This window comes from Microbacterium sp. S308A+ (genome assembly GCF_049800815.1).
In the GTDB taxonomy this organism is placed as follows: Bacteria; Actinomycetota; Actinomycetes; order Actinomycetales; family Microbacteriaceae; genus Microbacterium.
The window spans coordinates 651,827-674,830 of the sequence record NZ_JBNAFT010000002.1 but is presented as its reverse complement, the minus strand read 5'-3'; the positions used below and the strand labels follow the sequence as shown (position 1 = coordinate 674,830).

The 23,004-nt window shown below is 67.9% G+C and carries 39 protein-coding genes and 1 tRNA gene; 32 read left to right on the top strand and 8 right to left on the bottom strand.

The features are described from left to right. Positions 1-25 precede the first annotated feature (25 nt). From ACP15J_RS08985 to ACP15J_RS08975, 3 genes are read left to right on the top strand one after another with little or no spacing between them, the layout of a single operon-like run. Positions 26-1,621 carry an N-acetylmuramoyl-L-alanine amidase gene (locus ACP15J_RS08985; protein WP_424936662.1) on the top strand — a complete coding sequence of 532 codons (1,596 nt, stop codon included), beginning with the start codon at positions 26-28 and terminating at the stop codon, positions 1,619-1,621. 2 nt (positions 1,622-1,623) lie between these two features. After that, positions 1,624-1,851 carry a hypothetical protein gene (locus tag ACP15J_RS08980; RefSeq protein WP_424936661.1) on the top strand — a complete coding sequence of 76 codons (228 nt, stop codon included), beginning with the start codon at positions 1,624-1,626 and terminating at the stop codon, positions 1,849-1,851. A gap of 14 nt (positions 1,852-1,865) precedes the next feature. Beyond that, on the top strand, positions 1,866-2,147 hold the full coding sequence (locus tag ACP15J_RS08975; protein WP_424936660.1) for a holin: 282 nt from the start codon (positions 1,866-1,868) through the stop codon (positions 2,145-2,147). 144 nt (positions 2,148-2,291) lie between these two features. Here ACP15J_RS08975 and ACP15J_RS08970 read toward each other — a convergent pair whose 3' ends face one another. The 5 genes from ACP15J_RS08970 to ACP15J_RS08950 all read right to left on the bottom strand — a co-directional run bounded on the left by ACP15J_RS08970 (position 2,292) and on the right by ACP15J_RS08950 (position 4,190). Next, positions 2,292-2,615, bottom strand: a complete 324-nt coding sequence (locus ACP15J_RS08970; RefSeq protein WP_424936659.1) for a hypothetical protein — start codon at positions 2,613-2,615, stop codon at positions 2,292-2,294. Then, the gene (locus ACP15J_RS08965; protein ID WP_424936658.1) at positions 2,612-2,998 is read right to left on the bottom strand and encodes a helix-turn-helix domain-containing protein; all 387 of its coding nucleotides are present in this window, start codon (positions 2,996-2,998) and stop codon (positions 2,612-2,614) included. The genes ACP15J_RS08970 and ACP15J_RS08965 overlap by 4 nt, the downstream gene beginning before the upstream one ends. Further along, complete coding sequence (locus ACP15J_RS08960; RefSeq protein ID WP_424936657.1) at positions 2,995-3,345, bottom strand: hypothetical protein; 351 nt, start codon at positions 3,343-3,345, stop codon at positions 2,995-2,997. Before ACP15J_RS08960 ends, ACP15J_RS08965 begins: the two co-directional genes overlap by 4 nt. After that, positions 3,342-3,809 (bottom strand): hypothetical protein, encoded by a 468-nt coding sequence (locus tag ACP15J_RS08955; protein ID WP_424936656.1) that lies wholly within the window; start codon positions 3,807-3,809, stop codon positions 3,342-3,344. Before ACP15J_RS08955 ends, ACP15J_RS08960 begins: the two co-directional genes overlap by 4 nt. Before the next feature lie 105 nt (positions 3,810-3,914). Next, positions 3,915-4,190 (bottom strand): hypothetical protein, encoded by a 276-nt coding sequence (locus ACP15J_RS08950; protein ID WP_424936655.1) that lies wholly within the window; start codon positions 4,188-4,190, stop codon positions 3,915-3,917. A gap of 47 nt (positions 4,191-4,237) precedes the next feature. Here ACP15J_RS08950 and ACP15J_RS08945 point away from each other — a divergent pair, with 47 nt between their 5' ends. The 23 genes from ACP15J_RS08945 (at position 4,238) to ACP15J_RS08835 (ending at position 18,064) form a co-directional block, all read left to right on the top strand. Beyond that, complete coding sequence (locus ACP15J_RS08945; RefSeq protein WP_424936654.1) at positions 4,238-4,483, top strand: hypothetical protein; 246 nt, start codon at positions 4,238-4,240, stop codon at positions 4,481-4,483. Positions 4,484-4,549: 66 nt separating this feature from the next. Next, positions 4,550-4,918, top strand: coding sequence for a DUF7574 domain-containing protein (locus tag ACP15J_RS08940; RefSeq protein ID WP_424936653.1), 369 nt, complete (start codon positions 4,550-4,552; stop codon positions 4,916-4,918). Continuing rightward, the gene (locus tag ACP15J_RS08935) at positions 4,915-5,592 is read left to right on the top strand and encodes a hypothetical protein (RefSeq protein ID WP_424936652.1); all 678 of its coding nucleotides are present in this window, start codon (positions 4,915-4,917) and stop codon (positions 5,590-5,592) included. The genes ACP15J_RS08940 and ACP15J_RS08935 overlap by 4 nt, the downstream gene beginning before the upstream one ends. A 261-nt stretch (positions 5,593-5,853) precedes the next feature. Next, on the top strand, positions 5,854-6,669 hold the full coding sequence (locus tag ACP15J_RS08930) for a hypothetical protein (protein WP_424936651.1): 816 nt from the start codon (positions 5,854-5,856) through the stop codon (positions 6,667-6,669). A gap of 14 nt (positions 6,670-6,683) precedes the next feature. Continuing rightward, entirely contained in the window at positions 6,684-7,013 is a 330-nt protein-coding gene (locus ACP15J_RS08925; RefSeq protein WP_424936650.1) for a hypothetical protein, read from the top strand. 28 nt (positions 7,014-7,041) lie between these two features. After that, positions 7,042-7,410, top strand: a complete 369-nt coding sequence (locus ACP15J_RS08920) for a hypothetical protein (protein WP_424936649.1) — start codon at positions 7,042-7,044, stop codon at positions 7,408-7,410. Positions 7,411-7,540: 130 nt separating this feature from the next. Then, entirely contained in the window at positions 7,541-7,813 is a 273-nt protein-coding gene (locus ACP15J_RS08915) for a hypothetical protein (RefSeq protein ID WP_424936648.1), read from the top strand. Continuing rightward, the gene (locus tag ACP15J_RS08910; RefSeq protein WP_424936647.1) at positions 7,810-8,034 is read left to right on the top strand and encodes a hypothetical protein; all 225 of its coding nucleotides are present in this window, start codon (positions 7,810-7,812) and stop codon (positions 8,032-8,034) included. Before ACP15J_RS08915 ends, ACP15J_RS08910 begins: the two co-directional genes overlap by 4 nt. Before the next feature lie 14 nt (positions 8,035-8,048). Beyond that, positions 8,049-8,273, top strand: a complete 225-nt coding sequence (locus tag ACP15J_RS08905) for a hypothetical protein (RefSeq protein WP_424936646.1) — start codon at positions 8,049-8,051, stop codon at positions 8,271-8,273. Then, positions 8,270-8,515, top strand: a complete 246-nt coding sequence (locus ACP15J_RS08900; RefSeq protein WP_424936645.1) for a hypothetical protein — start codon at positions 8,270-8,272, stop codon at positions 8,513-8,515. Before ACP15J_RS08905 ends, ACP15J_RS08900 begins: the two co-directional genes overlap by 4 nt. Continuing rightward, on the top strand, positions 8,512-9,177 hold the full coding sequence (locus ACP15J_RS08895; protein ID WP_424936644.1) for an RNA ligase family protein: 666 nt from the start codon (positions 8,512-8,514) through the stop codon (positions 9,175-9,177). The genes ACP15J_RS08900 and ACP15J_RS08895 overlap by 4 nt, the downstream gene beginning before the upstream one ends. Beyond that, positions 9,174-9,302 (top strand): hypothetical protein, encoded by a 129-nt coding sequence (locus ACP15J_RS08890; RefSeq protein WP_424936643.1) that lies wholly within the window; start codon positions 9,174-9,176, stop codon positions 9,300-9,302. Before ACP15J_RS08895 ends, ACP15J_RS08890 begins: the two co-directional genes overlap by 4 nt. A gap of 212 nt (positions 9,303-9,514) precedes the next feature. Next, the gene (locus tag ACP15J_RS08885) at positions 9,515-10,213 is read left to right on the top strand and encodes a hypothetical protein (protein ID WP_424936642.1); all 699 of its coding nucleotides are present in this window, start codon (positions 9,515-9,517) and stop codon (positions 10,211-10,213) included. Next, positions 10,210-10,467, top strand: a complete 258-nt coding sequence (locus ACP15J_RS08880) for a hypothetical protein (protein ID WP_424936641.1) — start codon at positions 10,210-10,212, stop codon at positions 10,465-10,467. Before ACP15J_RS08885 ends, ACP15J_RS08880 begins: the two co-directional genes overlap by 4 nt. Before the next feature lie 70 nt (positions 10,468-10,537). Then, positions 10,538-10,798, top strand: a complete 261-nt coding sequence (locus ACP15J_RS08875) for an NrdH-redoxin (RefSeq protein ID WP_424936640.1) — start codon at positions 10,538-10,540, stop codon at positions 10,796-10,798. Continuing rightward, a complete protein-coding gene (locus ACP15J_RS08870) occupies positions 10,795-10,998 on the top strand; it encodes a hypothetical protein (protein WP_424936639.1) in 204 nt (67 codons plus the stop codon). Before ACP15J_RS08875 ends, ACP15J_RS08870 begins: the two co-directional genes overlap by 4 nt. After that, positions 10,995-11,135, top strand: a complete 141-nt coding sequence (locus tag ACP15J_RS08865; RefSeq protein WP_424936638.1) for a hypothetical protein — start codon at positions 10,995-10,997, stop codon at positions 11,133-11,135. The genes ACP15J_RS08870 and ACP15J_RS08865 overlap by 4 nt, the downstream gene beginning before the upstream one ends. Then, positions 11,128-11,493 (top strand): hypothetical protein, encoded by a 366-nt coding sequence (locus ACP15J_RS08860; RefSeq protein WP_424936637.1) that lies wholly within the window; start codon positions 11,128-11,130, stop codon positions 11,491-11,493. The genes ACP15J_RS08865 and ACP15J_RS08860 overlap by 8 nt, the downstream gene beginning before the upstream one ends. 63 nt (positions 11,494-11,556) lie before the next feature. Then, entirely contained in the window at positions 11,557-12,918 is a 1,362-nt protein-coding gene (locus tag ACP15J_RS08855; RefSeq protein ID WP_424936636.1) for a DNA cytosine methyltransferase, read from the top strand. A 14-nt stretch (positions 12,919-12,932) separates the two neighbouring features. Next, complete coding sequence (locus tag ACP15J_RS08850; protein WP_424936635.1) at positions 12,933-15,422, top strand: phage/plasmid primase, P4 family; 2,490 nt, start codon at positions 12,933-12,935, stop codon at positions 15,420-15,422. Between the two features lie 11 nt (positions 15,423-15,433). Next, positions 15,434-15,775: a hypothetical protein gene (locus tag ACP15J_RS08845; RefSeq protein WP_424936634.1), complete on the top strand. Its 342-nt coding sequence runs from the start codon at positions 15,434-15,436 to the stop codon at positions 15,773-15,775. An 83-nt stretch (positions 15,776-15,858) separates the two neighbouring features. Continuing rightward, the gene (locus tag ACP15J_RS08840) at positions 15,859-17,724 is read left to right on the top strand and encodes a DNA polymerase (protein ID WP_424936633.1); all 1,866 of its coding nucleotides are present in this window, start codon (positions 15,859-15,861) and stop codon (positions 17,722-17,724) included. 25 nt (positions 17,725-17,749) lie between these two features. Continuing rightward, positions 17,750-18,064: a DUF7169 domain-containing protein gene (locus ACP15J_RS08835; protein WP_424936632.1), complete on the top strand. Its 315-nt coding sequence runs from the start codon at positions 17,750-17,752 to the stop codon at positions 18,062-18,064. A gap of 81 nt (positions 18,065-18,145) precedes the next feature. Here ACP15J_RS08835 and ACP15J_RS08830 read toward each other — a convergent pair whose 3' ends face one another. Then, positions 18,146-18,283 (bottom strand): hypothetical protein, encoded by a 138-nt coding sequence (locus ACP15J_RS08830; protein WP_424936631.1) that lies wholly within the window; start codon positions 18,281-18,283, stop codon positions 18,146-18,148. A 274-nt stretch (positions 18,284-18,557) separates the two neighbouring features. Here ACP15J_RS08830 and ACP15J_RS08825 point away from each other — a divergent pair, with 274 nt between their 5' ends. From ACP15J_RS08825 to ACP15J_RS08810, 4 genes are read left to right on the top strand one after another with little or no spacing between them, the layout of a single operon-like run. Further along, positions 18,558-19,397: a hypothetical protein gene (locus ACP15J_RS08825; protein ID WP_424936630.1), complete on the top strand. Its 840-nt coding sequence runs from the start codon at positions 18,558-18,560 to the stop codon at positions 19,395-19,397. After that, complete coding sequence (locus ACP15J_RS08820; protein ID WP_424936629.1) at positions 19,394-19,933, top strand: endonuclease domain-containing protein; 540 nt, start codon at positions 19,394-19,396, stop codon at positions 19,931-19,933. Before ACP15J_RS08825 ends, ACP15J_RS08820 begins: the two co-directional genes overlap by 4 nt. 10 nt (positions 19,934-19,943) lie before the next feature. Then, positions 19,944-20,102 (top strand): hypothetical protein, encoded by a 159-nt coding sequence (locus tag ACP15J_RS08815; protein ID WP_424936628.1) that lies wholly within the window; start codon positions 19,944-19,946, stop codon positions 20,100-20,102. A gap of 48 nt (positions 20,103-20,150) precedes the next feature. Next, positions 20,151-20,723, top strand: a complete 573-nt coding sequence (locus ACP15J_RS08810) for a hypothetical protein (RefSeq protein ID WP_424936627.1) — start codon at positions 20,151-20,153, stop codon at positions 20,721-20,723. On the opposite strand, the gene ACP15J_RS08805 is transcribed toward ACP15J_RS08810, so the two are convergent. Then, a complete protein-coding gene (locus ACP15J_RS08805) occupies positions 20,716-21,078 on the bottom strand; it encodes a hypothetical protein (protein ID WP_424936626.1) in 363 nt (120 codons plus the stop codon). The two genes, ACP15J_RS08810 and ACP15J_RS08805, sit on opposite strands and share 8 nt — an antisense overlap. Positions 21,079-21,205: 127 nt before the next feature. Between ACP15J_RS08805 and ACP15J_RS08800 the strand changes: the two genes are divergently transcribed. Beyond that, positions 21,206-21,287, top strand: a tRNA-Leu gene (locus tag ACP15J_RS08800). An 86-nt stretch (positions 21,288-21,373) separates the two neighbouring features. Further along, entirely contained in the window at positions 21,374-22,069 is a 696-nt protein-coding gene (locus ACP15J_RS08795; RefSeq protein WP_424936625.1) for a DedA family protein, read from the top strand. Between the two features lie 40 nt (positions 22,070-22,109). Here the strand turns inward: ACP15J_RS08795 and ACP15J_RS08790 are convergent, their stop codons facing one another. Further along, on the bottom strand, positions 22,110-22,928 hold the full coding sequence (locus ACP15J_RS08790) for a Ku protein (RefSeq protein ID WP_424936624.1): 819 nt from the start codon (positions 22,926-22,928) through the stop codon (positions 22,110-22,112). Between the last annotated feature and the right edge of the window lie 76 nt (positions 22,929-23,004).

Sequence of the window (23,004 nt, the reverse complement as noted above, 5' to 3'; positions counted from 1 at the left end):
CACGGATTCACACTGAAGGGGGCCAATGGCCTACTCCTACACCTACATTGACGGCTGCCGTGTCGAGGTCCACGTCGCCGCCGCCTTCAACGGCCTCGCCGCCGACTTCCTCGCCCGCACCGGCTGCGAACTCCACATCCGCGACGCTACCCGCACCCGCGAGGAGCAGTGGGAGGCCTGGCGGGCGTATCAGAATGGCGGCGCACTGGCCGCCTACCCCGGAACCTCCAACCACGAGGAGGACGGCCCCATCGGACCCCGTGCCCTCGACCTCTACGACAGCGGCGAGGACAACGGGGTCACGACCATCGGCACTCACCGGTCCAACGTCCTCGTAGAGATCGCACCTGCGCACGGCTTCACCAACGCCGGGCACTATTTCTCCCGCCCCGAGGGCTGGCACTACGAGTACACCGGATCCCTTGACGGAGCTCTCCCGGCAGCCCTTGAAGCCAACCAGCGTCGGGCCGGTGCTGGAGGCGTTCGGGCTCGACGGGAGCCGACCACAGTCTCCCCGGAAGTCGCCGACGCCTTCCTCGTCGAAGGCGAGATCGGCACCTTCGCGGGATGGGTCTACGGCGAGAACGTGGACGGCATCATCCAGTGGGCCAAGGGCGCCTACTCAGGCCTCTACTTCTGGACGGGTGGCCTCACTCCGATGAGCCTCGACGGCCTGCCGTACCTCGGTGACGCCCCGATCGCGGAGCACCAGCGCCGCGCCGACGCCGACGGCGTCAAGGGCCGTTCTGACGCCACTACCAAGGCCCCTCAGGTGACCTTCCTGGAGCCCAACGAGGTCGGTGACTTCAATGGATGGAAGCGCGGCGAGAAGATCGATGGCGAGGACCGATGGCTCCGCGGCGCCCACTCCGCTGCCTGGTTCTGGCTCGGCGGCCTCTCCCCTCGAAGCGTCGACGGACTGGCCGACCTGAACGGGCAGGGCCCGGCCCCGGCCCCGACGCCGACGCCGACGCCGACGCCAGAGCCGAAGCCCGAGCCCACCAAGCCGCCTACCCGCGAGGACGACCCGACCGTACCAGGTAGGTGGGCCGGGCGCTGGAGCGACAACCGTGAGAAGCGCACGGGCAGGGTCAGCTACTTCATCGTCCACCACGCCGCCGACACTCGGCCCGCCGAGGACCAGGTCAAGCGCTTCATGGAGGCGAACGACCGCGAGGTCTCTCCAACCTGGCTTGTCGGCTCGGACGGCACAGCCTACAAGATCGTCCACCCGGACGACCGCCAGTGGACGACCGGCCGTACCATCGACCAGCAGGCCGTGACCGTCGAGACGCAGAACGTCAGCGGCGCGCCAACCTGGGTCATCTCCGACGAGTCCCACGAGACCATCGCCGCCCTCGTCGCCTGGGCCGCGAAGCGATACGGCTTCCCCATCGACCGAGAGCACGTACTCGGGCATGACGAGGCGCGTATCAAGCTCGACCCGAGCATCGGCGCCACGGCCTGCCCTGGCCCATCGATGGACCTCGACCGGATCGTCGAGCGTGCCCAGGAGATCGCGAACCCTCCGGTCCCCAAGCCGGACGACATCCCCGTCTCCCGCTCGTGGCTCCAGTCCCTCCGCGACGCCGTCAACGGCCTCCTCGGAAAGGCGTCGTGACGATGACTGGGCCCGTCGGCCCGGCGCCAGCCGTCATCACTCTCCGCGAGGTCTACGACCTCGTCACAGAGGTCCGCGACTCTGTCGCCATCGTGCCGTCCATGTCCGATCAGATCAAGGACCACGAGACCCGAATCCGGTCCCTTGAGCGCAAAGTTTGGATCGTCGCTGGGGCCGCTGCCGTCATCGGCGGTGTCCTCGGCAAGGTCGGCCCCGCGCTCTTCCAGTAAGTCGAAGGAGACCCATGACACTCCCCCGCACGCGGGCCGAGCGACGAGCGGCTACCGCCCTCGACTCGCGTCCCGCGCTCTTCACAGCCCGCTTCTGGGCGGACCTCGTAGAGCGGGTCATCACATCCGCCGCCGGCGGCGCGCTGGCCGCGCTGACCGCCACTGGCTTTGATATCGGTAGCCCCGCTGCATGGATCGGCGTCGCCGCTGGCGCGGGCGTCGCCGCTCTGGTGTCCCTCCTCAAGGGCATTGCGGCGTCGGGCTCCGGCTCGCCGTCGCTCGCCCCTGGCGTCTAACGCCATACACTCGACTTGGCCCCCATCCTCTGCATCTGGAGGGTGGGGGCCTTTCGTCGTTGTATCCCCGTGTGCGGGGAGGGGTGGTCGTCTACAACCGAGTTGGGGTCATCCCCGCTGTGGCAGGGAGGTATGGGCAGAGTATCAGGGGAGAGCGGCGATGGTGACGGGGACGCCGGCTTTGCGGATCGTGTCGGCGTAGTCTTCCAGCCATTCCATCGCTCCGCCGCGGGGGTCTTCGGCCTCGTAGATCGTCCACGTGAAAGGCCCCGCATAGACCGTGTCGTCCGCGTCTTTCTCCCAAGCGGTGACGAGGGAGCGGACGGCGGGCTGGATCTCCGCGAACCGGGCGAGAATCGAGCGGACCTCGGCTCGCGCCTGGTCGCGGGTGAGCCCTCCTGGGCCGATCATCGGGCGTATGAGCCTGTCGTCGGGGATGACCTCGACCTGCATGAAATTCCAGCTCACGATTCCTCCAGGAGGCTCATCGGGTCATGCGGGACGTGGACCGGCTCGGAGCGGTAGATGATCCGGGAGCCGTGCTCCTGTCGGCACTGCGCCGCGATCTGCCGCCACCACCGGGACGGGCGCCCCGTGGCATCCCAGGAGTCATCATCGAGGGGGCCCGGCCAGACGATGATCTCCGACTCCGCACGGGCCAGCGCCTTCTCCAGGTCGTCCTGATAGTCGTCCTGCATCGCCTCGATATCTCCCGCGACGGCCCCGGGGATTGGCGCTTTCCCCGCCTCCCATTTCTGGATGATCGACCGGGATTTGCTCAGGGCGCGGGCAAGGTCCTCGATCGAGTACCCCACCTGCTCCCGGATCGACCGAAGCTCCGCCGGGCTCACCGTGGCCCCGCCCCCATAGTGAGGTCCGCCACGGTGAGGTGGATGACCGGCTGCCCGTATGCGCGGGAGACCTGCCCGACCGCGAGCCCAACCTCGGTCACCGTGAGCCCCCACCGTCGAGCGGTCTCCGTCTTCACGTGAGAGGCGGTCACCTGGGGGCTGCGACCGATCCGCACCGTCTCCCCGAGGATCGCCCCATCCTGGGCGACGAGCACCCCTGATGCGTCTGCGCGGCCCTTCGCCGTCCGCGCCCATTCCCCGAGGGGGCCCGCAAGAGCCGGGTCCCCTCCCGCCGCCTGGAAGACCTCACGGGCCTTCCAGGCGAAGTAGTCGGTGGTCGTGGTCATCGGGTCCATCCCATCTCGTTGTCGTAGGAACTTCCGTCGCTGTAGTAGGTGGTGGTGTGGTCGTCGCCGTGATTGATCACGCGGACCACTCGCCGGCCGAAGACCTCCGCCGCAGACCGCAGCGGCACCTGGGCGGGCTCCTCGGCCGCAGGCTTCACCGGCTGGCGCTTCGGGGCCTCAGCGGCGCGCAGAGCAGCCGGGACGATGTCTTCCACTCGCCGCGCCTTCGCGACCGTCCTGTCGCCCTCAGTGATCGCCCAGTACGCCTCCGAGCCGATCGCCGACCGGGCGGGGTGATAGCGCACGTCATACTGCGCGGGCAGCGCCTCAGCGATGGCCTCGGTCAGATCCAGCTCCTCCGCGATCGTGTAACCCGCGGTCGTAAGGAAGAAGGCGACGCCGTTGCGGTAGACGTGGTAGACCGTCCGACCGTAGCGCTCTTCGCTGGTGGTAGTGATCTCCATGATGTGGACTCCCCGTCCTCGTGAGGCCTGCCCTCGTGGCTTCCTCCGATACCTCGATATTACACACAATGTGGAATCTGTGTCCAGGGGAGACTCGAATCCGATCTACACCGCCCGGACGGAGAGCAACTGGTACCCCTCGGGGACCTTCGCGAGGATCCCGTCCATGTCCTCCGCCTCGATCTCCTCCAGCCCGTCACGCCGCGCGATCGTCCCCTCCGCGGTAAGGGTCGTGTCGCGCTTCGACATGGACACCGGGGCGGAGATCGTCTCCCACCCGGGCGGGGTATCCGCCGTGATCCGCTCTTGGAGTTCGTCGAGCTCGTGGCCCTGGACGGGGATCGTGCGGGTCTCGCGGGGACGGATCAGACCGATGAGCATGACCCCAGAGTAGGGGCGGTGTCCGACATGCGGCGTACAATCCCCGCATGCGATGGCATCCGATCATGGCCGCCGAGGAGGACCCGCTCGGCACTTGGCGTCTCCGTGACGGCCTGGGACGGGAGTACGCCGTGATCGAGCTCCGGCGCGTGGATGGCTCTCCGCGCTACCGCGTCACGATGCAGGGCGAGCTGCTGGGGTACGGGATGACGCTCCGCGGCGCGTGCGAGCGCGCGCATCGCGCGTACATCCGCACCCTGATCCCCAGCGGCCCACCGAACGGCCGCCACTAGTAGGCATCAGTCCGCCATCCGGCCCCCTCCTCAGCGTCTATTCATCGACGGAGAGGAGACGGCCTAATGGTCGCATTAACTAAGCTCAATCGCGACACCTGGGAGTATGAGCCGGTCGAGGGCACCGAGGACTTCGAGGAGGTCGCCCGCCTCGACAGCGGAGAAATGTACTCCTGGGACTCCCTGGGCGTCTACTACTCGAAGTCGCGCCGCCTGTTCTTCTGGCTCCATGACAGCGGATGCTCTTGCAACAGCTACGGCGAGTATGTCGAGAGCATCGAGGACTTCGAGAACGGCCCGCGCGCTGCCGTCATCAATGCCGCCGAGGCGTTCGCCATCGTCAGGGGGCGGGACAACTACTACGGCGTCACCCCCGAGGAGCGCGCCAGCTTCCTGGAGCAGATCCGGACCTTCAAGCCGGGAGCCGCCCAGTGACCGCCGACTACCCGATCATCAAGCCGACGACCCCAGGGCTCTACGCCCCGAAGTCGGATGCCCCACTCGTGGGCCTCCTCGGCAAGAAGCGCTCCGGCAAGAACACCGCCGCCAGCCGACTCGCTGATCACGGCTACGCCGTCGCGGCCTTCGCGGATCCGCTACGCGACATGGCGCTTGCCATTGACCCCGTCGTGGGCGTCCATGTGGAAGACGCGAGGGGCGGGCACCACCTCGTGCACTACGTGACGTACTCGGAGGCCCTCGCCGAGCACGGCTACGAGCGCGCCAAGGAGGAGTACCCCGAGTTCCGACGCTTCCTCCAGCGCCTCGGTACGGAGGGCGTCCGCGACACGCTCGGCGCCAAGCACGGGCTCCGCGAGATTCTCGGCGACGACGTATGGATCGTCCTGGCCGAGCACCGGATCCAGAAGGCCGCCGCCGAGGGCGAGGCGCTCGTCTTCACCGACGTCCGCTTCCCCAACGAGGCCGAGCTCATCGAGCGCAAGGGCGGCACCACGGTCCGAGTCGTCCGTCCAGACCTCGACGCCGCGGAGGATACGCACTCGTCGGAGACGGCATTGGACGACTTCGTCGACAATCGCCGGATCGTCAACGACGGCACCCTATCCGACCTGTCCACTGAGGTCGACGAGCTTGTCTCGTCGCTGTAGCTGACTGAGCCCCCGCTCCCCTCACCCCGAGGCGGGCGGGGGCTCTTTTGCGTGCCCGGACCAGTGTCGAAGTGTCGGTTCGTTTCGACACTCTCTATTCCACCTATGAGAGAGAGCTCGCCTCATAGAGGAATAGGGAGTGTCGGTTTGAACTGACACTTCGACATCGCCCGTCCGTTCCGGCGGCATGCTGGGCACCCCGGCGACTACCGGCCCCCTCCTCAACGTCACCATCCATCGACGCAAAGGAGGCCACACGGCGTGACTACGCCCAAGGTCAACACCATCAAGCGGATGGGCTCCCGCTTCTATGTCGAGCCCACGACCGGGGACAAGTACCCCGGCGTCACGTCCATCCTCAAGAATCTCGACAAGAGTTTCCTCCAATACTGGGCCGCCAAGCTTGTCGCCGAGGAGGCCGTCAACAATCTCGACGTCCTCCAGGACTACATGCGGCGAGATCCAGAGGCCGCTATCGACATGCTCAAGGGCGCGCCCCGGCGCGTGACCAAGAAGGCCGCCGACATCGGCACCGCGGCGCACGACATCTTCGAGCGCATGGCTGGCGGGGACCCGGTGAAGTACGTCCACGAATCGCTCCAGCCATACCGAGACCATTTCGCTGAATTCCTCGACGTCTGCCAGCCCGAGTACCTCCACATGGAGGAAACCGTCTGGGATGACACGCACGAGTATGCCGGCTCTTTCGACGCGGTCGCCAAGATCGACGGCCAGGTCATCTACATGGACAACAAGACGACCAGGTCCGGCGTCCATGAAGAGGTCGGTCTCCAGCTCGCAGCATACCGATTCGCCAAGCACATCCTCCGCCCGGACGGAACGCGCGTCCCGAATGTCAAGAGCGACGGTGCCGCCGTGCTCCACATTCGCCCCGAAGGCTGGCATCTAACGCCCGTCCGGGCCGACGAGGAAATGTTCGAGGTCTTCAGGCATCTCCGCGCCGTCTTCGAATGGGACGACCTCAAGAAGACCGTCGTCTCAGTGCCCGTGGCCTCCGGTCCTGGCTCCATCGCCCCATCCACCGCACGCAGACGCGCACCCCGCGCCAAGATCTGAAAGGCACCACCATCATGGCATCCGCCCACGCGACCGTTCCTGTCACGCTGAAGTTCCAGGCCGACAAGTCGGCGTTCCTCACCTCGCTCGCCGACGAGCTCCACAAGCTCGCCGACGAACTCGCCCACACGCCGAACCCGCCGACCGACCCCGAGCGCTACGTCCTCGTCCGCCTCAACGACGGCGACTACGGAGTCCTCGACCGCGACCAGGACAAGATCGCCCCGTTCTTCACCCGCGAGGGAGCCGTCGCGGGCCTCGTCTCGACTCGCACCGGAGGGCCCCGCCACTACTTCTGGGGACCGGCTAGCCGCTTCGCTCCCTATGAGGAGGTCTCCGAGTGACCCGCTCTGTCGCCCAGGGGCTCATCGAGTGACGTCCGCCCTTGACATCGACCGTGAGTCAGCCATCTGGCTCGCCGGTCTCCTTGAGGGCGAGGGAGCATTCGACGCTCACCGCGGACGCTACGCCCGCGTGCGGGTCCAGATGACCGACCGCGACATCGTCCAGCGTGCGGCGCGGCTCATGGGCACTGGAGAGCGTCTGTCGCTCCGCCAAGCCCCCGCCTCGCCGACCTGGAACGCGGAGGTGTCCGGCGAGCGGGCGGAGGCCGTCATGGCCGCCGTGCTCCCCCACATGGGCGCTCGCAGGTCCCGCCGAATCGCGGAGGTACTAGCAGCCATCGCGTACTACCGAGGTCACGACCGCCCGAGCCTCCCCGGCCCGCAGCTAGCCGTCTAGCGGCAACCATCTGGCCCCCGGCCCGTCATGCATGAGACGGACGCCGGGGGCCTTTTCTCGTTGCCTGGGCAGTCCCGCACACCCCGGCCCCCTCCTCAACGTCCGACCCCACAGAAAGGGAGCGAATCAAATGACAAGTACCGACATCACCATCCCCTCCATTCCTGGCGAATACATCTCCACCGTCGACGAGAACGTGGTCGTCCGCATCACGGATCCCGGCGCCGCCTTCGCAGTCGTCTCCGTCGGAGACACGACGCACGAGTCACCGATCCTCGATCTTCCCTTCTTCGCCTCTCTCTACGGCCCGTTCAACGCCCCTTCGGGCAGTCAGCCAGATCCAGAGCCGGCTTCGCCCTCAGCCGCGCCTTCCACCCGACGCTCCAAGAGGAGCGTGGCATGAGCGCCGGAATCGACCCCCAGCCCGACGACCTCGCGCCCGGCGTCTACATCGATCAGGACTCCGACCTGTGGCTCGTCGACGTCACGGGCACCGCGCACGCGCTGACCGACCGTCTCGGCTACGAGCACGGCCTGAGCGACCTCATCATCCGGGACGGCGCAAGCCTCCCCGCTGACGAGGCGCACGCCGCATACACCCTCCGCATGATTCGCGGGCTCTGAAAGGACCTCCGCATATGACCGAGTCCAATTCCTTCCAGCTCGCCATCCTCCGCGGCCTCCAGCGCCCCGGCATGCACGTATACGCCGGGCGGGAGACGCCCGGCGAGCGCACCGAGCGCCGCCGGGCCGACAAGCTCCGCGCCGCCCTGGCCTTGCCGCCTGGCTCGCGGGCCCGCCGCCGCATCGTCCATCGCCTCGACCTCGCCGCCGCAAGGTCCGACCGAAAGGCCGCCGCATGAACGCCCCACGCCCCAAGCCCCTCGGCCCCGTCCACCTCTATCCCGAGCGCCCCAAAGCTCTCCGCAAGGGTGACAACGTCGCGCTCGCGCTCGACCCCGACCGATGGGGGCGGGTCGCCGACGTCCTCCCCGGTGACCGATACACGGTCGCTTGGGCGGACGGCTACGGCATCCACCCCCGCGCGGACCTCGTCTCCCGCTTCACCACCGTCACTCCACGTCCGAAGGGAGCCCGCCGATGAGCGTCCCCTTCGAGCCGTGGCCTAAGATCCCGCGCTTGAATCGCAGCGTTCTGGTTACGGAGAAGATCGACGGCACCAATGCGGCCGTTGTCATCGTGCCCATCGCCGAGCTTGAGCACGTCCGCGACGCCGAGGGTGCCGTAGAGCGTCTCCTCGATCCGGCGGACGACGGCTACGCCATCGACGTCGTGGGACCCCATGGCGACGAGCTCGTCGTCTTCGCGCAGTCACGCACCCGGTTCATCACGCCGAAGGCCGACAACTTCGGCTTCGCGGCCTACGTCCGGGATAACGCCGAGGCACTCGTCGGCACCCTCGGCCCGGGTCGCCACTATGGCGAATGGTGGGGCTCCGGGATCCAGCGCGGCTACGGCCTGACGAACGGGGAGCGCCGCTTCTCGCTCTTCAACGCTGGCCGCTGGGGGCTCACCGACCTCTCCGCCGTCCCCGGCCTGGGAGTCGTGCTGATCCTCAACGCCACCCTCGGACAGGATTCTATCGACGCGGTCCCCCGCTTCGTCGAGTACCTCCGTACGCACGGCTCCATGGTGGCTCCCGGGTTCGACCGGCCAGAGGGGGTCGTGGTCTGGCACTCTGCCGCCCGCCTGTCGTTCAAGGTCCTCCTGGAAGGGGACGACGTACCTAAGGGACTCGCTTCATGACCGATGCGCTCGACCGCTTCGGGGCGTGCGCGATGGTCGTCACCGTCATCCAGCAGGGCGGGCTCACCATGGCCGAGGGCGCCGAACTCATCACGGCACTCCTCAGCGTCTGGGTCCGCGCATGACCCGGCCGCCGACGGCCGCACGCCCCGAGGACATCATCGACGCCTACGAGCCGGGCGACCCCAAGGTCCACTCCCTCCTGGACGACCTGGCCTGACCCAACCAAGTCGCGAAGAAAGGGCGCTGAGCACCTCGGCGCTCCCAGGCCCCCTCCTCAACGTCCGACACAGCAGGCCCTCGGCCTGACCGACACAGAGAAGAGACACCGCACTACATGGCACTGAAAATCTGGGGCACCGACCCCGCCAATCAGCCGAAGCCCCGTCAGAAGTTCGCCGACGATGTCGTCGGCCGCTTCCGCTCCGGCCACATGATCGACGACCGCCCGCAGGCTCTCGACGAGTGGCGCATGACGACCGGCGACCCTGACGTCGCGGCGAAGATTCACGAGCTTCTGGGAGGAGACGAGCCGCAGGAGTGGGCCTCGAAGGGCGAGGACAACATCGAGGTCTTCACCGCCTCCACCGAGGTTGACATCGTGATCGAGAAGGCGAGCGACCTCCGCCAGCGCATGGTCCTCTGGGGCCGCTCCGGCAAGCCAATCTACGTCAGCGACGGAGAGCACATCCTCGACGAGCAGGGACACCCCACCGACGAGCGCGACCCAGACGCGGATCTGACCTTCGCCGAACGCAAGGCCAAGAAGGACATCGGGGCCATCCCTGACATCGATCTCTTCTTCCGCCTCGCCGACGAGCCCGACCTCGGCGTCTTTAAGTTCAAGACGGGGTCGTGGGGCTTCGCCTCCGACCTGGCCTACAACGGAGTCGACGAGAAGCTCGAAGCCGCAGAAGGCCCGGTCGCCGCCACCCTCAAGCTGTCCCCGGTCTCCTTCGTCGCGAAGAACGGCCCCCGCGCGGGACAGACCGTGAGCTATACCAAGTCCGAGCTCATCGTCAAGGGTGCCGCGTGACCGCCACATTCATCGACAGGAACGCGAAGACGACCAGGGGCATCGCAGCCACGGTGATCCTGGTCCTCGTCCTCGCGGTCATCGCGACGGCCCTGGTCTACATCGGTATCCCGGTCCTCGCCGGGGTCCTGATCTTCCCCGCGCTCGGCGTGACGGGCTCCGCTGTCGCAGGCCTCACCGCTCTCCTCACCCTGGGATGGTGCCTCATCCTCGGCACCGGTAACGCCATCTCGTCAGCGATCCGCGCACGCTGACGCTGCCCTCTCCCCGCCCCCGCTCGGCTCACCCCCGGGCGGGGGCTTCCCCATCTTTCCGAAAGGCCGCATGACCACCCTCACCGTCCACACCAAGAGCCTCGCGCACTGCCCGCAGTGCGACATGACCATCAAGACAGCCCTCCGCGAAGGCCTCGCGGTCGATGAGTGCCCCGGCATCGACACGCCAGCCCGGGCCGCCGAGCTCGACGGGTTCAAGCGTTCCGGCCTCGCGTCGGCGCCCATCGTAGAGGCCCGCGACAGCGTCGGCCGCATCATCGACCGCTGGGCGGGCTTCCGACCCGACAAGATCAAGGAGCACGCGGGATGAGCGCTGAGCGTGACGGCCACCGTGTCTCTGATGTACTGACTGAGGCTCGCACCGTGCTCTCCCGCGCCGAGACCGCGCGCGCCCGGCTGGAGCGTGTTGGTCGCAGCGATCCGGCGTACGAGGGCATCCTCACCGCCCTGGAGCGGACCATCGTTGCCCTGGGGCCGTTCCGGCGCATCGGCAGAAGGACCGCCCGATGAGCGCCGATGAGGTTGCCGAGCTGGCGCGAGACGCCCGTGGCCGAGCTGCCATCGTGAGCCACGGCACCGGCACCGGCCAGGCGTATCTCCGCTACGCCGAGGCCCCGGAGGCCTTCGCCGAGGTGCTCCGTGGCTAACGCCGCCAAGCGCAAGGGCACCGCCTACGAGTCCGACGTGGTCGCCTACCTCCGAGACAACGGCATCCCGGCGCGCCGCGTCGCCCAGACCGGCCAGCTCGATACCGGCGACGTCCACGGCATCGACCCCTTCGCAGGCCAGTGCAAGGCCTACAAGGACTTGGCCTCCGCGCTCCGCGACGGCGTTGCAGGTGCCAACGTCCAGTCCGCCCGAGCAGGCCAGCCTTACGGCGTCGCCTTCATCAAGCGCCCCAGGAAGTCGACAGCCGAAGGCTACGCCGTAATGGACATCGCCACCTTCACTCGCCTCCTTCGGACCCTCCAGTCTGCACCGCCAACGACTGGACAGGCGGACTAGGCACCTCTCCGCCCCGCGGCCCCCTCCTCAGCGTCAACGAACGCAGAGAGGGGGCCGCCTGGTATGGCGACCACACACGACCAACCACTCGTCGCGCTCGATCTGTTCGCCGGGTCGGGCTGGGGCGTCGCATGTCAGCGCCTCGGGATCGAGGAGCACGGCGTAGAGATCGTGCCCGAGGCCGTAGCCACTCGCGACGCCGCGGGCATGTCCACCGTTTTCCGCGATGTCTGGGACGGCCTGGAGGATCGCCGCTCCCCCGAAGCCGAGCGGGGCCTTGAACTCTGGCTCGACGCCGGAGGCTTCGCGAACGACTACCGGACCATCCTCATCGCCTCGCCGCCGTGCCAGACGTTCAGCGTGGCCGGGAAGGGCGCTGGCCGCCGTGCCCTCGACGACGTCTTCCGTCTCATCCCGGCCGCCGCGGACCCGTCCGTCGACCTCCGAAGCGCCGGAGCCGGGCTCGACGACCGTACGGCCCTCGTCCTCACTCCCCTGGCCTACGTCGCCCGCTTCCGCCCGACCTTCGTGGCGCTGGAGCAGGTGCCGACTGTGCTCCCTGTGTGGGAGGCCATCGGCGACGTCCTCCGCTCCGAATTCGGCTACTCGGTCGCGGTCGGCGTCCTCAACGCCGAGCAGTACGGTGTGCCGCAGACGCGACGCCGCGCCATCCTCGTGGCCCGCCGTGACGGCGCCGAGGCCTCGCTCCCGACGCCGACTCACTCCCGCTACTACAGCCGCGACCCGCAGCGCCTCGACGAGGGTGTCCTCCCGTGGGTCTCGATGGCGGAGGCGCTGGGCTGGGCGTCTGACACCCTTGTCGGACGCCCGCGCGTCTCCGACGGCCGCGATGAGGTTGTCGTCGAAGGTGTTGCCTACCGCGCTCGCGACCTTCGCCCGGCGTCAGAGCCGGCCCAGACGGTCACCGAGACGGCGTGCTCGTGGAAGGCCTGGGCTGCGGACGGATACACAGTCCGGACCAACAACTTCACGGCCGTGGCTCGGGACGCGGACGGGGGCCGGTCCAAGCGCGGAAGCATCCCCTACGAGCGGCCCATAACCGCCCCGGCGCCGACCCTCGACGGGAGCGGAGGAGGCTGGCGGATCGGTCCCGCGCTGGACACTGAGCGGCCGACATCCGAGCGCGCCCGGCGACCAAGCCCGGAGGCTGTTGCCGCCTGGGGCCGTATCGACATCCCCGAGCCCACTGTCGCCGGGGATCCGCGACTCCCCCGGAGGGGCTACCGAACCGGCACGCAACGGCAGATGGACGGCGCCCTCCGCCTCACGACCGCGCAGGCCGCGACGCTCCAGTCCTACCCGGCGGCCTTCCCCTTCCAGGGTCCCCAGACCAAGCGCTTCCTCCAGATCGGCAACGCCGTCCCACCGCTCCTCGCCGAGCACATCCTCAGCACGTTCCTCTGAAAGGGGCCCGCTCTATGACCCTCACCGATCTTCTCGCCAGGCTCGACGGAGTCGAGGACACCGCCGACGGCTACCTCGCCACATGCCCGTCCCACTCGGACTCCCACGCCTCTCTCCGCGTGACCGTCTCCGACTCGGGCAAGGTGCTCGTCAAGTGCCGCGCCATGTGCGCGACGTCAGATGTCGTCAAGGCCCTGGGCCTGACAATGCGCGACCTCGCGACGATGACCGCAGGCGACGATGTCCCGCGGACCAAGCGTGCCACCGCGGCGCTTCCGGCTACGCCTGGCGCCATTGCTGGCCTCGCCATGCGTCTCGACGGCTACGCCTCCGCCCTGACCGGCGCGCCGCACGGAGGCAAGCCCGTCGTCGAGGCCTACGCATACGCGGCGGACCGCTTCGGCATCGCGCCGGAGGACATCGCGCGCCTCGGCCTCGGCTACGTGGACGACATCGGTGGTGGCCCTCGCCTCGTGGTCCCCTTCCGCACGCCGGAGGGTATCGCCCGGAATTTTCAGGCTCGTGCCCTGGAGAGGGACGCCGCTGTCCGTTGGCAGGGGCCGAAGTCACCCGAGGGCGGCTCGTGGTCCCCGCTGGGCTTCTTCCCCGGCTCGTCGGGCTGGCCCGAGGTACTCATCTGCGAGGGGCCCGGCGACGCACTCACCGGAGCAGCACTCGGCTACGACACCATCGGAATCGCTGGGGCCTCGCGCGTCAACAACCCCGCGGTCGTCGACGAGGTCGCTTCTTGGATCGGCGACCGGGAGGCCGTGGTCGCGGGCGACGGCGACCCGGCAGGCCGCCGATTCTCTGCGACCCTCGCCGAGGGGCTCGCCTCGCGGGGAGTCTCCGTCCGGGTGCTCGATCTGGAGGACGGCCTCGACCTTACCGACTGGCGGGCTCGCGATCGGCAGGGCTTCTCCCGGGAGGTCATTCGTGCAATCACTCACGCGAAGCCCGTCAAGCACCGCGAGGCCGCGCTCCTCGCCTGGGACGAGACGGAATATGCCTTGTCCGATCTCGGAGGGGCCCGCTACCTCCGCGACTACCTCTCCTCCCGCGACTCGGGCGTGAAGTTCACCGCGGAAGCCGGTTTCCTCCTCCTGGAGCACGGCGTCTGGCGCATCGACGATCGGCAGGCCGTCCGCACCCACGCGCAGGCCGTCGCCGACATCGTCAAGCGTCTCGCCCGTGAGGCGTCGCAGGCGGCAACGGAAGGCGCTACCGAGGAGGAGCGCGAGCGTAACAAGAGGCGCGCCACCCGGTTCCAGCGCTACTCGGCACACGTCCAGACGACCCGCGGCATCGACTCTATGCTCCGCGAGCTCCAGGCCGTCGAAGGAGTCCCCGCCAGCATCAACGACTTTGACCGGCACCCGGACCTCCTGGCCGTCCGGAACGGGGTCGTAGATCTCAAAACGGGCGAACTCCGGCCACACGATCCGTCGCTCCTCCTCTCCCGACGGATCTCTCTGGACTACGACCCGCAGGCCACGGCCGCCCGCTGGGAGGCGTTCCTCGGGGAGGTCTTCCCGCGAGACCCCGCCATGCCTGGATTCATGCGCCGCCTGATCGGCTACGGGATCACCGGCCACACGACCGAGCAGTGCTTCGTCATCCACCTGGGCAAGGGCGCGAACGGCAAGAGCGTCTTCACCGACACCCTCACCGAGGTCTTCCGCGAGATCACGACGACGACACCCTTCTCGACCTTCGAGACCAAGCCGTCCGGCGGGATCCCCAACGACCTCGCCGCGCTCAAGGGCGCCCGTCTCGTCATGGCCTCAGAGGGCGAGCAGGGCAAGCGTATGGCCGAAGCTGTGCTCAAGCGCGTCACCGGTCGCGACCTCATCGCCGCCCGCTTCATGCGACAAGAGTTCTTCGAGTTCCGACCCGAGTTTCTCCTCCAGCTCGCCACTAACTTCGAGCCCCAGTTCCGCGGCCAGGATGAGGGCCTGTGGCGGCGAGTCAAGCTCGTCAACTGGGACAGGTACTTCGCGCCGCATGAGCGCGACCCGCGACTCGCGACCAAGCTCCTCGACGAGGCACAAGGGATCCTCGCCTGGGCCGTCCGCGGCGCCAGGGAATGGTACGAGCAGGGCCTCGGAGACCCGGGAACCGTCGCCGACGCGAACCGCCAGTACCGCGCTGCATCCGACATCCTCCAGGGATTCCTCCCGGGGAAGTACCTACTGGACGACGACGAGGCGCACAAGGTAGCGGGCAAGACGCTCTGGAACGACTTCCGCACCTGGGCCGAGGAGGAGAACCTCCGGGACCTCCAGGGCTGGAGCCAGCGGGCGTTCTACGGAGCGCTCAAGGAGCGCGGCGCCCACCAGAAGCGCGCCTCTACTGGCGTCGTCTTCGCTGGCATCAAGCGCGCCCCGCGGGTGCACGCCGAGCCGGAAGAAGTCGCCCCGAAAATCGCGCGAGCAGGCGTGAGCACTCCGGCCCCCTCTTCAACGACACCGATAACCGGCGCCGACCTCGACGCCGTTCTCTGAGAGGAACACCTATGGCCTTCCACCCAACGCACCGCGTCACCTCAGCCCCGTATTACTCGGACACCCTCGGGGGCCGGGTCGAGTTCCGGGGGGAGCAGGAGCCTGCCATCGGTGATCTCGTCGAGGTTGTTGACGCGACGCTCGATGCTGTCGGAGACGTCTTCGCGCGCTTCGCAGACGGCGAGGAGTACTACATCGCCCTCGCCTGTCTCACCGCGCTCGGTGACATCAACGACGCCACCATCTCGCGCAGCGCGATCATCTCCGTCCTTGTCGATCAGGGACTCGACCGTAAGCGCGCAGAGATCGTCGCCGATGCAGCCGAGCGGCGCACGCAGACATCAACGAGCTAAGGCTCCCTTCCCCTGCCCGTCCGCCCCGCCCTTCCGCTGATCTCCTGGGAGGGCGGGGCACGCCGACACCGGAGACCCTCCGCATGATCCACTTCACCCACTCGCTCGCCGGGGACGAGTGCCACATCTATATGCCCGAGCGCCGCTCGGAGCTGACCGGGTTCTACGATTTCCTGTCCCGCGCCGGCAAGGTGCTCTGCGTCGACACGGAGACCTCTGGACTCGACATCTACGCCCCTGGATTCGAGCTACGCCTCTTCCAGATCGGCGACGCCCGAGAGGCCTGGGTACTCCGCGCCGACATCTTCCGTGACGTGATCGCCAAGGCGCTCCGGATGCCGCTGGCGTTCACCATGCACAACGCCCCCTACGACCTCAAGGTGCTCGACCGCCACGTCGGCGTGCCCTTCGAGGAACTTGTCTCCCGGACCTTCGACACCCGAGTCTTCGCCCACCTCATCGACCCCCGACAGCAGAGCGAGGGAGGGGCGGGCCTCCGGCTCAAGGAGCTTGCGGCCATCTACGTCGACGACAGCGCGCCTGACACACAGGACGGTCTCAACGCCGTATTCCGCTCGATCAAGAACCCCCAGACCGGGAAGCCCTGCACCAAGAACGACGGCTGGGCGCACATCCCTATCGATCATCCGACGTACGTCCGCTACGCCGGGCTCGACGTGCTCCTCGGCGCTCGTCTCTTCGCAGAGCTGGCCCCGATCATCAAGGACCTCGGCCTCAACGACCTGTCCAAGTTCGAGCACCATCTCCAGGGACTCCTCATGGTCATGGAGCGCCGAGGCGTCCTCATCGACGTCCCCTACGTCCACACCCTCGACCAGCGACTCGCGGACGAGGCTGAGCACTTCGCCCAGACCGCCGCCCGCTACGGCGTCGAGAACGTCAATTCGACCGCCCAGGTCGCCGACGCACTCCTCGGCATGGGCGAGGCACTCACCGAGAAGACCCCCTCGGGTGCGTGGAAGGTCGACAAGGCGGTCCTCATGTCGCTCGCGGACCTCGACGACCAGTGGAGTCCCATCGAGTCCCGCACCCCCAACCCTCTCGCCGACGCCGTCCTCCGCGCCAAGCGAGCCGGGAAGTGGCGCACGAGCTACGTGGAGTCCTTCCTCAAGCTCAAGGACAGCGATGACCGAATCCATCCGACCATCGGGGGACTGTCTGCCCGCACCGCCCGCATGAGCATCTCCAAGCCGCCGCTCCAGCAGCTCCCCTCCGGCGACTGGACGATCCGTCGAGCCATGATCGCTGACCCCGGGAAGCTCATCATCGCCGCCGACTACTCCCAGGTGGAGATGCGCGTGCTAGCGGCGCTCTGCCAGGACGAGACGCTCATGGAGGCGATCAAGTCCGGGACCGACCTTCACGACTTCACCGCCGCCAAGGTCTTCGGGCCCGACTTCACCAAGCGACAGCGCAAGGTCGCCAAGGCTATCGGCTTCGGCAAGGTCTACGGCGGCGGGGCAACGACGGTGTCGCGACAGACGGGCGTCCCCATCGCCGATGTCAAACCCGCAATGGCGGCATACGACGCGACGTTCCCGGGCATCAAGCGCTACGGCGCCCGCCTCCAGTCCCGGGCCCAGTACGGGAAGCGCGAGGTCATCACGGTCTCCGGCAGACACCTCCCGCTAGACCGTGACCGGCTCTACGCAGCAACAAACTACGTCGTACAGAGCACGGCGCGCGATCTCCTCGCGCAGGCCATCGTCGACATCTTCGACGCTGGCCTCGGCGACACGCTCCTCCTGCCCGTGCACGACGAGCTCATCGCGCAGGCCGACGCCGCCGACGCCGAGGAGGTCATCCACGAAATCGGCCGCCTCATGGAGTCCTCGTTCTACTCCATCCCCATCGTCAGCGATCCAGAGGTCTACGGCCGCTCCTGGGGCTCTGGCTACCACGTCCCCGCCGAGCTCGACGCGGCCTGACCCACTACCCACGAAAGGAAACCCCGTGACCCTGAGCCCCGCCGCTCGCATCCGCGCCGCCGGATCCGCCCTCGTCATCCTCTGCAAGGAGTACGCCAAGACCATCGGTCTCGACTACCTCCCACCCCTCGGACCATCCAAGCGACTCGACACTCCAGAGCGGGGGTCAGGCGGCGTCTCGCGGCCCACCGAGGACACAGCCACCGACGAGCGCCGCCTCCGCCTCCGCGCCGCCGTGCTGGAAACAGAGGTCGCACTGGAGGACATCAGCGAGACAGCGACCAACGCCGCACGCTCACTCACAGACGCCCGGGACGCATGGGCAGGCATACGCGCGTAGGTGAATGTCCGAGGGTACCGGCACACTCCAATTTCGAACGGATGTTCGAATATCCGAGAGCCAGCGCAGACCATCGGAGAGCTAGCGCGCCGCCTTCGCCGCCTCGACCATGAACGCCGTGGGGTCACCCAGGCCCATCGCCTGACAGAGGACCTCGACGTCATTGAGCGTCAGCGGCTTCTTGAGGGTGGCGCGCTCGTGCAGATAGTTCCGGCTCAACCCCGTCGCTTCTTCAAGCTCACGGAGAGACGGGGCGCCAGCGAAGAGCGAGCGCGCAACCGATTGGGCTAGGCGCCCTGGAGCAGCAGTAGTTCCACGAGGACTCATACCTCAAATCCTATCCCTATATCGGGACACCGCGGCGTGTCGCATCGACAACGTCCCTATGTCGGGACAGACTGTCACCACGCCTCACGGGGCGTTTTCGTTATCCAAATCTGTCCCGACATAGGGACACCTGTCCCGACCCAGGGACACCACCGAAGGGACCGCCATGACCGCGACCATCTCTATCGCCGCCATCTTCGACCTGCCGCTCGGCGGCGTGGCGCCGCTCGAACTTGAGGCGGAGCTTTCGCTCATCGATCGCGCACAGCACGGGGACAACGACGCCAAGAACGACCTCCTCATGCAGTACGCGCCCGCCCTCCGTGCGCTCGTGGCGCGAGAGGTCACCCGCTCCGGCGGGAACGTGACCTCTGACGAGGCGCGCGCCAACGTCCTTCTCGCGTTCTGGGAGACGGTGGCCTCGTGCGATGGGACGGAGCGCGTTGCGCGACGCCTGGGGCATCAAGCGCAGGAGACCGAACACGAGTACGGCCTCCACCCCGGCCTCAGCGTGCCCGCCCGGACGCGGCGGAAGTTCTACCAGGCTCGCCGAGAGGCAGGCGCTGGCGGCGACGTCATGGCCGCCGCTCGCGCGCTCGGTATGGCGGATGAGACGATCCACGCCGTACGCGCAGCGATAGACGCTGACAGCTTCGAGGGTCACGTCGCCCATATCTCTACCGCATCGCCCGGAAGCGACATCAGCCTCTCGGGAGGAAGCCTCACCGGAGGCGCCGGATGGGACACGCAGATTACTGGCCTCACCGAAGAGCGCGGCTACGCCACCGTCGAGGACGCGGCGACCTGCGCCATCGCATTCACCGCCGTCGACTCGGTACGTGGAGGCATCATCCGTGACGCCTACGGCTTCACGGACCTCGACCCGCTGCCCGATAGCGAGATCGCGCACCGCCGGGGCATGACCCGCTCGAAGGTTCAGCGCCTCCGCTCGGAGGGTATCGCCGCCATGCGTGCGGCGCTCGGCGCTGAGGAGGCAGACCGGTGAGCTTCGACCCTACTCCGCGGACGTGTGTCGTGTGTGAGTCCACCTTCACCCCAAAGCGGGGAAACCACCGTCGTTGTAGCCCCAGGTGCACCAAGGCCGGGAGCCGGTACACACCTGAGACGGCGGCGCGCCGGGGCACCCCTGCGTTCGCAAATCGCGCCGCCCGCTACGGCATGACCGTTGACGAGCTCGACATGCTTCTGAGCGCCGCCAAGTGCGCCGCTTGCGGATCGACTGATTCGAGGCGGCACGAGTGGCACATCGACCACGACCACAAATGCTGCCCGTCCCGCGCTGCGTCGTGTGGCCGTTGCGTCCGTGGCCTCCTCTGTCAGGCGTGCAACCTCTCGCTCGGGCAGGCCCGCGACAGTGTCGCGCGACTCAAGGCCCTTGTCGAATATCTGGAGCGGGGCGGGGCGGAGACTCCCGCACCCAGCGTTCTGAGGCTGAGGTGCGAAGAGGTCACCGGATCCGGACGCTATCTCCACTTCCCTGGCGGAGACATCATCTCCGAAACCCCGCCCCCGCTCTTCTAAGGACACCACCATGCCCAACATCGCTCCCGACTACCTGTCCCCGGAGGTGGCGCTCCCCCTCGGGGCGCTCCTCTGGGCCCTGGTGATCCTGCCACCGACCGCACGCTACATGCGGGCCCGGCGGGCCAAGAGATACGCGCGTATGCGCGATGTCCGCGCGACCCGCTAGTCTTCGCATAGCAGTTCCATTTACGTCTCACAGCAAAGGCAAATCCCTATGAAGCGCTCTCTTGCCCTCGCCAGCGTCGCCCTCGCGGGCGCCCTCGCCCTGGCCGGGTGCTCCGCCCCCTCAGTGACCCCGCCGAGCGGTGGCAAGCCCGCCGCATCCCCGGCCGCCGAGAAGCCCGCGGCCGAGGCGAAGAGCGGCACCCGAGAGAACCCCGCCGCGCTGGGCTCGACGATCACGGGCAAGGACTGGACCGTCGTCGTCAACAGCGTCAACCTCGACGCGCAGCAGACCGTCGCCGAGGCGAACCAGTTCAACCAGCCCGCCCCGGAGGGCTCGCAGTACATCACCGTCAACTACACCGTCACCTACACAGGCGACGATGCGAACGGAGCGACGCCCGCTCTGGTCGGCGTCGATTACGTCACCGCCGGCGGACAGACCGTTGACCGCACCAAGGCCATTGCCGTCCTCCCGGACTCCATGCCCATCGACGTCATCTACAAGGGCGCAAGCGCCTCGGGAAGCGTAGCCATCGCCGTCCCGTCAGTGGACATCGACAAGGGCGTTCTCGCCATCCGGCCCGGCATGGTGCCGGACAAGGTCTTCGTCGCGGTTAAGTAACCGCTGCCCGAGACACGGCCCCTGGGCCCCGCAGACGGCGGGAGCACCCAGGGGCCGTTCTGCGTGGTGTAGCCTCGGGCCTACCCCGGTGCATGGACATAATCTCCTCGATCTCGGGATCGTCGAGGAGCGGTTGCAGAGCGCCGAAACCGCTCACCCCGGCCAGGATGTCTCGGACCGTGCCTGCCTCGTCGTCGATCATCGACCCACCGCGCGCCAGGGCGAGATCGTTGTGCCGCCGGACCTCGAACTGCGCGATACGGCGGGCGCCGTCGGGATCCATCGACGGGTCGGTTCGCTCGGCCCGCAGCCGGGCGCGGACGCGCTCGGCGACGGTCGCGGGGGAACTGCTCATCCGTGCATCCTGACAAGATCCGCCGTCACGCCTCGAAAGTTATCCACAGGTCGGGGAATCCCTCCCGGAAACCGGGGGTCAACCCCCAGGAAAGCCGGGGATCCGGATCAGTAGACTGAACCGACCCGCGGGAGTGGTGAAACTGGCAGACACGCAGGATTTAGGTTCCTGTGCCTCCGGGCGTGTGGGTTCAAGTCCCACCTTCCGCACGGAGTAGCACGCGCTCGCGCGCCGCGAACCCCGTCCGCACCCTGCGGACGGTCCTGACCGCCGACACCATACCGACGGGAATCCTGTGCACCACGCCGCTCTCATACCCTGGCTCGACCCGCAGACCATCATCGGCGCCGCCGGCCCCTGGGCCCTGCTCGTCGTCTGCTTCATCGTCTTCGCGGAGACCGGTCTCCTCGTCGGCTTCCTCCTGCCCGGCGACACCCTCCTGATCATCGCGGGGCTGCTGACCAACACGAACAACGTGTTCGGAGTGAACATCTGGGTCGTCACCCTGCTCATCGCGCTCGCGGCCTTCATCGGCGGCGAGGTCGGATACATCATCGGCCACAAGGGCGGACCCGCGGTCTTCGAACGCAAAGAGTCCGGACTGTTCAGCAAGAAGAACGTCGAACGCACCAACGCCTTCTTCGAGCGCTTCGGCGGTCTGACCGTCATCCTCGCCCGCTTCGTCCCGATCGTGCGGACCTTCGCGCCGGTCGCCGCCGGGGTCGGCCACATGCCGTGGCGCAAGTACACGCTCTACAACCTCATCGGCGCGCTGCTGTGGGGCTTCGGGCTCACCATGGTCGGCTATCTGATCGCCTACATCCCGTGGGTCGCCGACCTCGTGACGAAGTACATCGACGTCATCCTGCTGATCGCCGTCGGCGGCACCGCGCTGATCACGCTCTGGCACTACCTCTCCGAGCGTCGCAAGGTCAAGAAGGAGCGCGAGGCGTCCGCCGCGCCAGAGGCCGCTCCGTCCGTCGAGGGCTGAACGCCGCACCCCGGCCGAGCGGGCGGAAGGACGACACGGCTCAGCCCGCGTCCTTCGCCCGCTCCCCCTCCGATCGCGCCGCGCGTGAGCGCTCGACGCTCGCGCGAAGGGCCTCCATGAGGTCGATGACCTCGCCACCGCCCGACTCCGGCTGGTCGAACGTGTCCGCGACCTCGAAGGACTCCCCCTTCTCGATCTTCGCCTCGATGAGGGTGCGGAGCTCCGCCTGATACTCGTCGACGTAGGCCGCAGGGTCGAAGTCCCCGGAGAAGCTCTCGACGAGGCTCGCCGAGAGCTCCAGCTCCTTGTCCGAGATCTTCACGGGCTCGTCGAGCGCCGGGAATGCCGCCTCCCGTACCTCGTCGGCCCAGAGCAGGGTCTGCAGGACGAGCACGTCCCCGCGAACGCGGAGAGCGGCCAGCCGGGTCTTCTGACGCAACGTGAATCGCACGATGGCCGTGCGGTCGGTCTGCTCCAGCGTGCGCCGCAGGAGAACGTAGGCCTTGGGGGACGCCGAGTCCGGCTCCAGGTAGTACGCCTTGTCCAAGGTGAGCAGGTCGACCTGATCAGAGGGGACGAATTCGACCACGTCGATCTCTCTGCTGCGCTCAGCGGGGAGGGCGGAGAGGTCCTCCTTGGTGAGCACGACCGTCTGCCCGTCCTCGACGAACGCGCGATCGATGTCGGCGTAGGCGACCGTCTCGCCGCACACCTCGCATGTGCGCTGGTACCGGATCCGTCCGCCGTCGGCCGCATGGACCTGATGCAGTGGCACGTCATGGTCCTCGGTCGCGGAGTACACCTTGATCGGCACGTTGACCAGGCCGAAGGTGAGCGCGCCCTTCCAGATCGTCCTCATCGCACCAGTACACACCAGTCGCTCCCCTCGCACCAGCGCACGGCGCGCACGGCGCGCACGGCGGCTAGCCTGGGCG

Excerpts from the sequence above, each read along its gene's own strand:
- ACP15J_RS08985 (WP_424936662.1), top strand. The coding sequence starts at position 26 with ATGGCCTACTCCTACACCTACATTGACGGCTGCCGTGTCGAGGTCCAC.
- ACP15J_RS08980 (WP_424936661.1), top strand. The coding sequence starts at position 1,624 with ATGACTGGGCCCGTCGGCCCGGCGCCAGCCGTCATCACTCTCCGCGAG.
- ACP15J_RS08975 (WP_424936660.1), top strand. The coding sequence starts at position 1,866 with ATGACACTCCCCCGCACGCGGGCCGAGCGACGAGCGGCTACCGCCCTC.
- ACP15J_RS08960 (WP_424936657.1), bottom strand. The coding sequence starts at position 3,345 with ATGACCACGACCACCGACTACTTCGCCTGGAAGGCCCGTGAGGTCTTC.
- ACP15J_RS08955 (WP_424936656.1), bottom strand. The coding sequence starts at position 3,809 with ATGGAGATCACTACCACCAGCGAAGAGCGCTACGGTCGGACGGTCTAC.
- ACP15J_RS08950 (WP_424936655.1), bottom strand. The coding sequence starts at position 4,190 with ATGCTCATCGGTCTGATCCGTCCCCGCGAGACCCGCACGATCCCCGTC.
- ACP15J_RS08945 (WP_424936654.1), top strand. The coding sequence starts at position 4,238 with ATGCGATGGCATCCGATCATGGCCGCCGAGGAGGACCCGCTCGGCACT.
- ACP15J_RS08940 (WP_424936653.1), top strand. The coding sequence starts at position 4,550 with ATGGTCGCATTAACTAAGCTCAATCGCGACACCTGGGAGTATGAGCCG.
- ACP15J_RS08925 (WP_424936650.1), top strand. The coding sequence starts at position 6,684 with ATGGCATCCGCCCACGCGACCGTTCCTGTCACGCTGAAGTTCCAGGCC.
- ACP15J_RS08915 (WP_424936648.1), top strand. The coding sequence starts at position 7,541 with ATGACAAGTACCGACATCACCATCCCCTCCATTCCTGGCGAATACATC.
- ACP15J_RS08910 (WP_424936647.1), top strand. The coding sequence starts at position 7,810 with ATGAGCGCCGGAATCGACCCCCAGCCCGACGACCTCGCGCCCGGCGTC.
- ACP15J_RS08905 (WP_424936646.1), top strand. The coding sequence starts at position 8,049 with ATGACCGAGTCCAATTCCTTCCAGCTCGCCATCCTCCGCGGCCTCCAG.
- ACP15J_RS08900 (WP_424936645.1), top strand. The coding sequence starts at position 8,270 with ATGAACGCCCCACGCCCCAAGCCCCTCGGCCCCGTCCACCTCTATCCC.
- ACP15J_RS08895 (WP_424936644.1), top strand. The coding sequence starts at position 8,512 with ATGAGCGTCCCCTTCGAGCCGTGGCCTAAGATCCCGCGCTTGAATCGC.
- ACP15J_RS08890 (WP_424936643.1), top strand. The coding sequence starts at position 9,174 with ATGACCGATGCGCTCGACCGCTTCGGGGCGTGCGCGATGGTCGTCACC.
- ACP15J_RS08885 (WP_424936642.1), top strand. The coding sequence starts at position 9,515 with ATGGCACTGAAAATCTGGGGCACCGACCCCGCCAATCAGCCGAAGCCC.
- ACP15J_RS08875 (WP_424936640.1), top strand. The coding sequence starts at position 10,538 with ATGACCACCCTCACCGTCCACACCAAGAGCCTCGCGCACTGCCCGCAG.
- ACP15J_RS08870 (WP_424936639.1), top strand. The coding sequence starts at position 10,795 with ATGAGCGCTGAGCGTGACGGCCACCGTGTCTCTGATGTACTGACTGAG.
- ACP15J_RS08865 (WP_424936638.1), top strand. The coding sequence starts at position 10,995 with ATGAGCGCCGATGAGGTTGCCGAGCTGGCGCGAGACGCCCGTGGCCGA.
- ACP15J_RS08855 (WP_424936636.1), top strand. The coding sequence starts at position 11,557 with ATGGCGACCACACACGACCAACCACTCGTCGCGCTCGATCTGTTCGCC.
- ACP15J_RS08850 (WP_424936635.1), top strand. The coding sequence starts at position 12,933 with ATGACCCTCACCGATCTTCTCGCCAGGCTCGACGGAGTCGAGGACACC.
- ACP15J_RS08845 (WP_424936634.1), top strand. The coding sequence starts at position 15,434 with ATGGCCTTCCACCCAACGCACCGCGTCACCTCAGCCCCGTATTACTCG.
- ACP15J_RS08840 (WP_424936633.1), top strand. The coding sequence starts at position 15,859 with ATGATCCACTTCACCCACTCGCTCGCCGGGGACGAGTGCCACATCTAT.
- ACP15J_RS08825 (WP_424936630.1), top strand. The coding sequence starts at position 18,558 with ATGACCGCGACCATCTCTATCGCCGCCATCTTCGACCTGCCGCTCGGC.
- ACP15J_RS08815 (WP_424936628.1), top strand. The coding sequence starts at position 19,944 with ATGCCCAACATCGCTCCCGACTACCTGTCCCCGGAGGTGGCGCTCCCC.
- ACP15J_RS08810 (WP_424936627.1), top strand. The coding sequence starts at position 20,151 with ATGAAGCGCTCTCTTGCCCTCGCCAGCGTCGCCCTCGCGGGCGCCCTC.
- ACP15J_RS08805 (WP_424936626.1), bottom strand. The coding sequence starts at position 21,078 with ATGAGCAGTTCCCCCGCGACCGTCGCCGAGCGCGTCCGCGCCCGGCTG.
- ACP15J_RS08790 (WP_424936624.1), bottom strand. The coding sequence starts at position 22,928 with ATGAGGACGATCTGGAAGGGCGCGCTCACCTTCGGCCTGGTCAACGTG.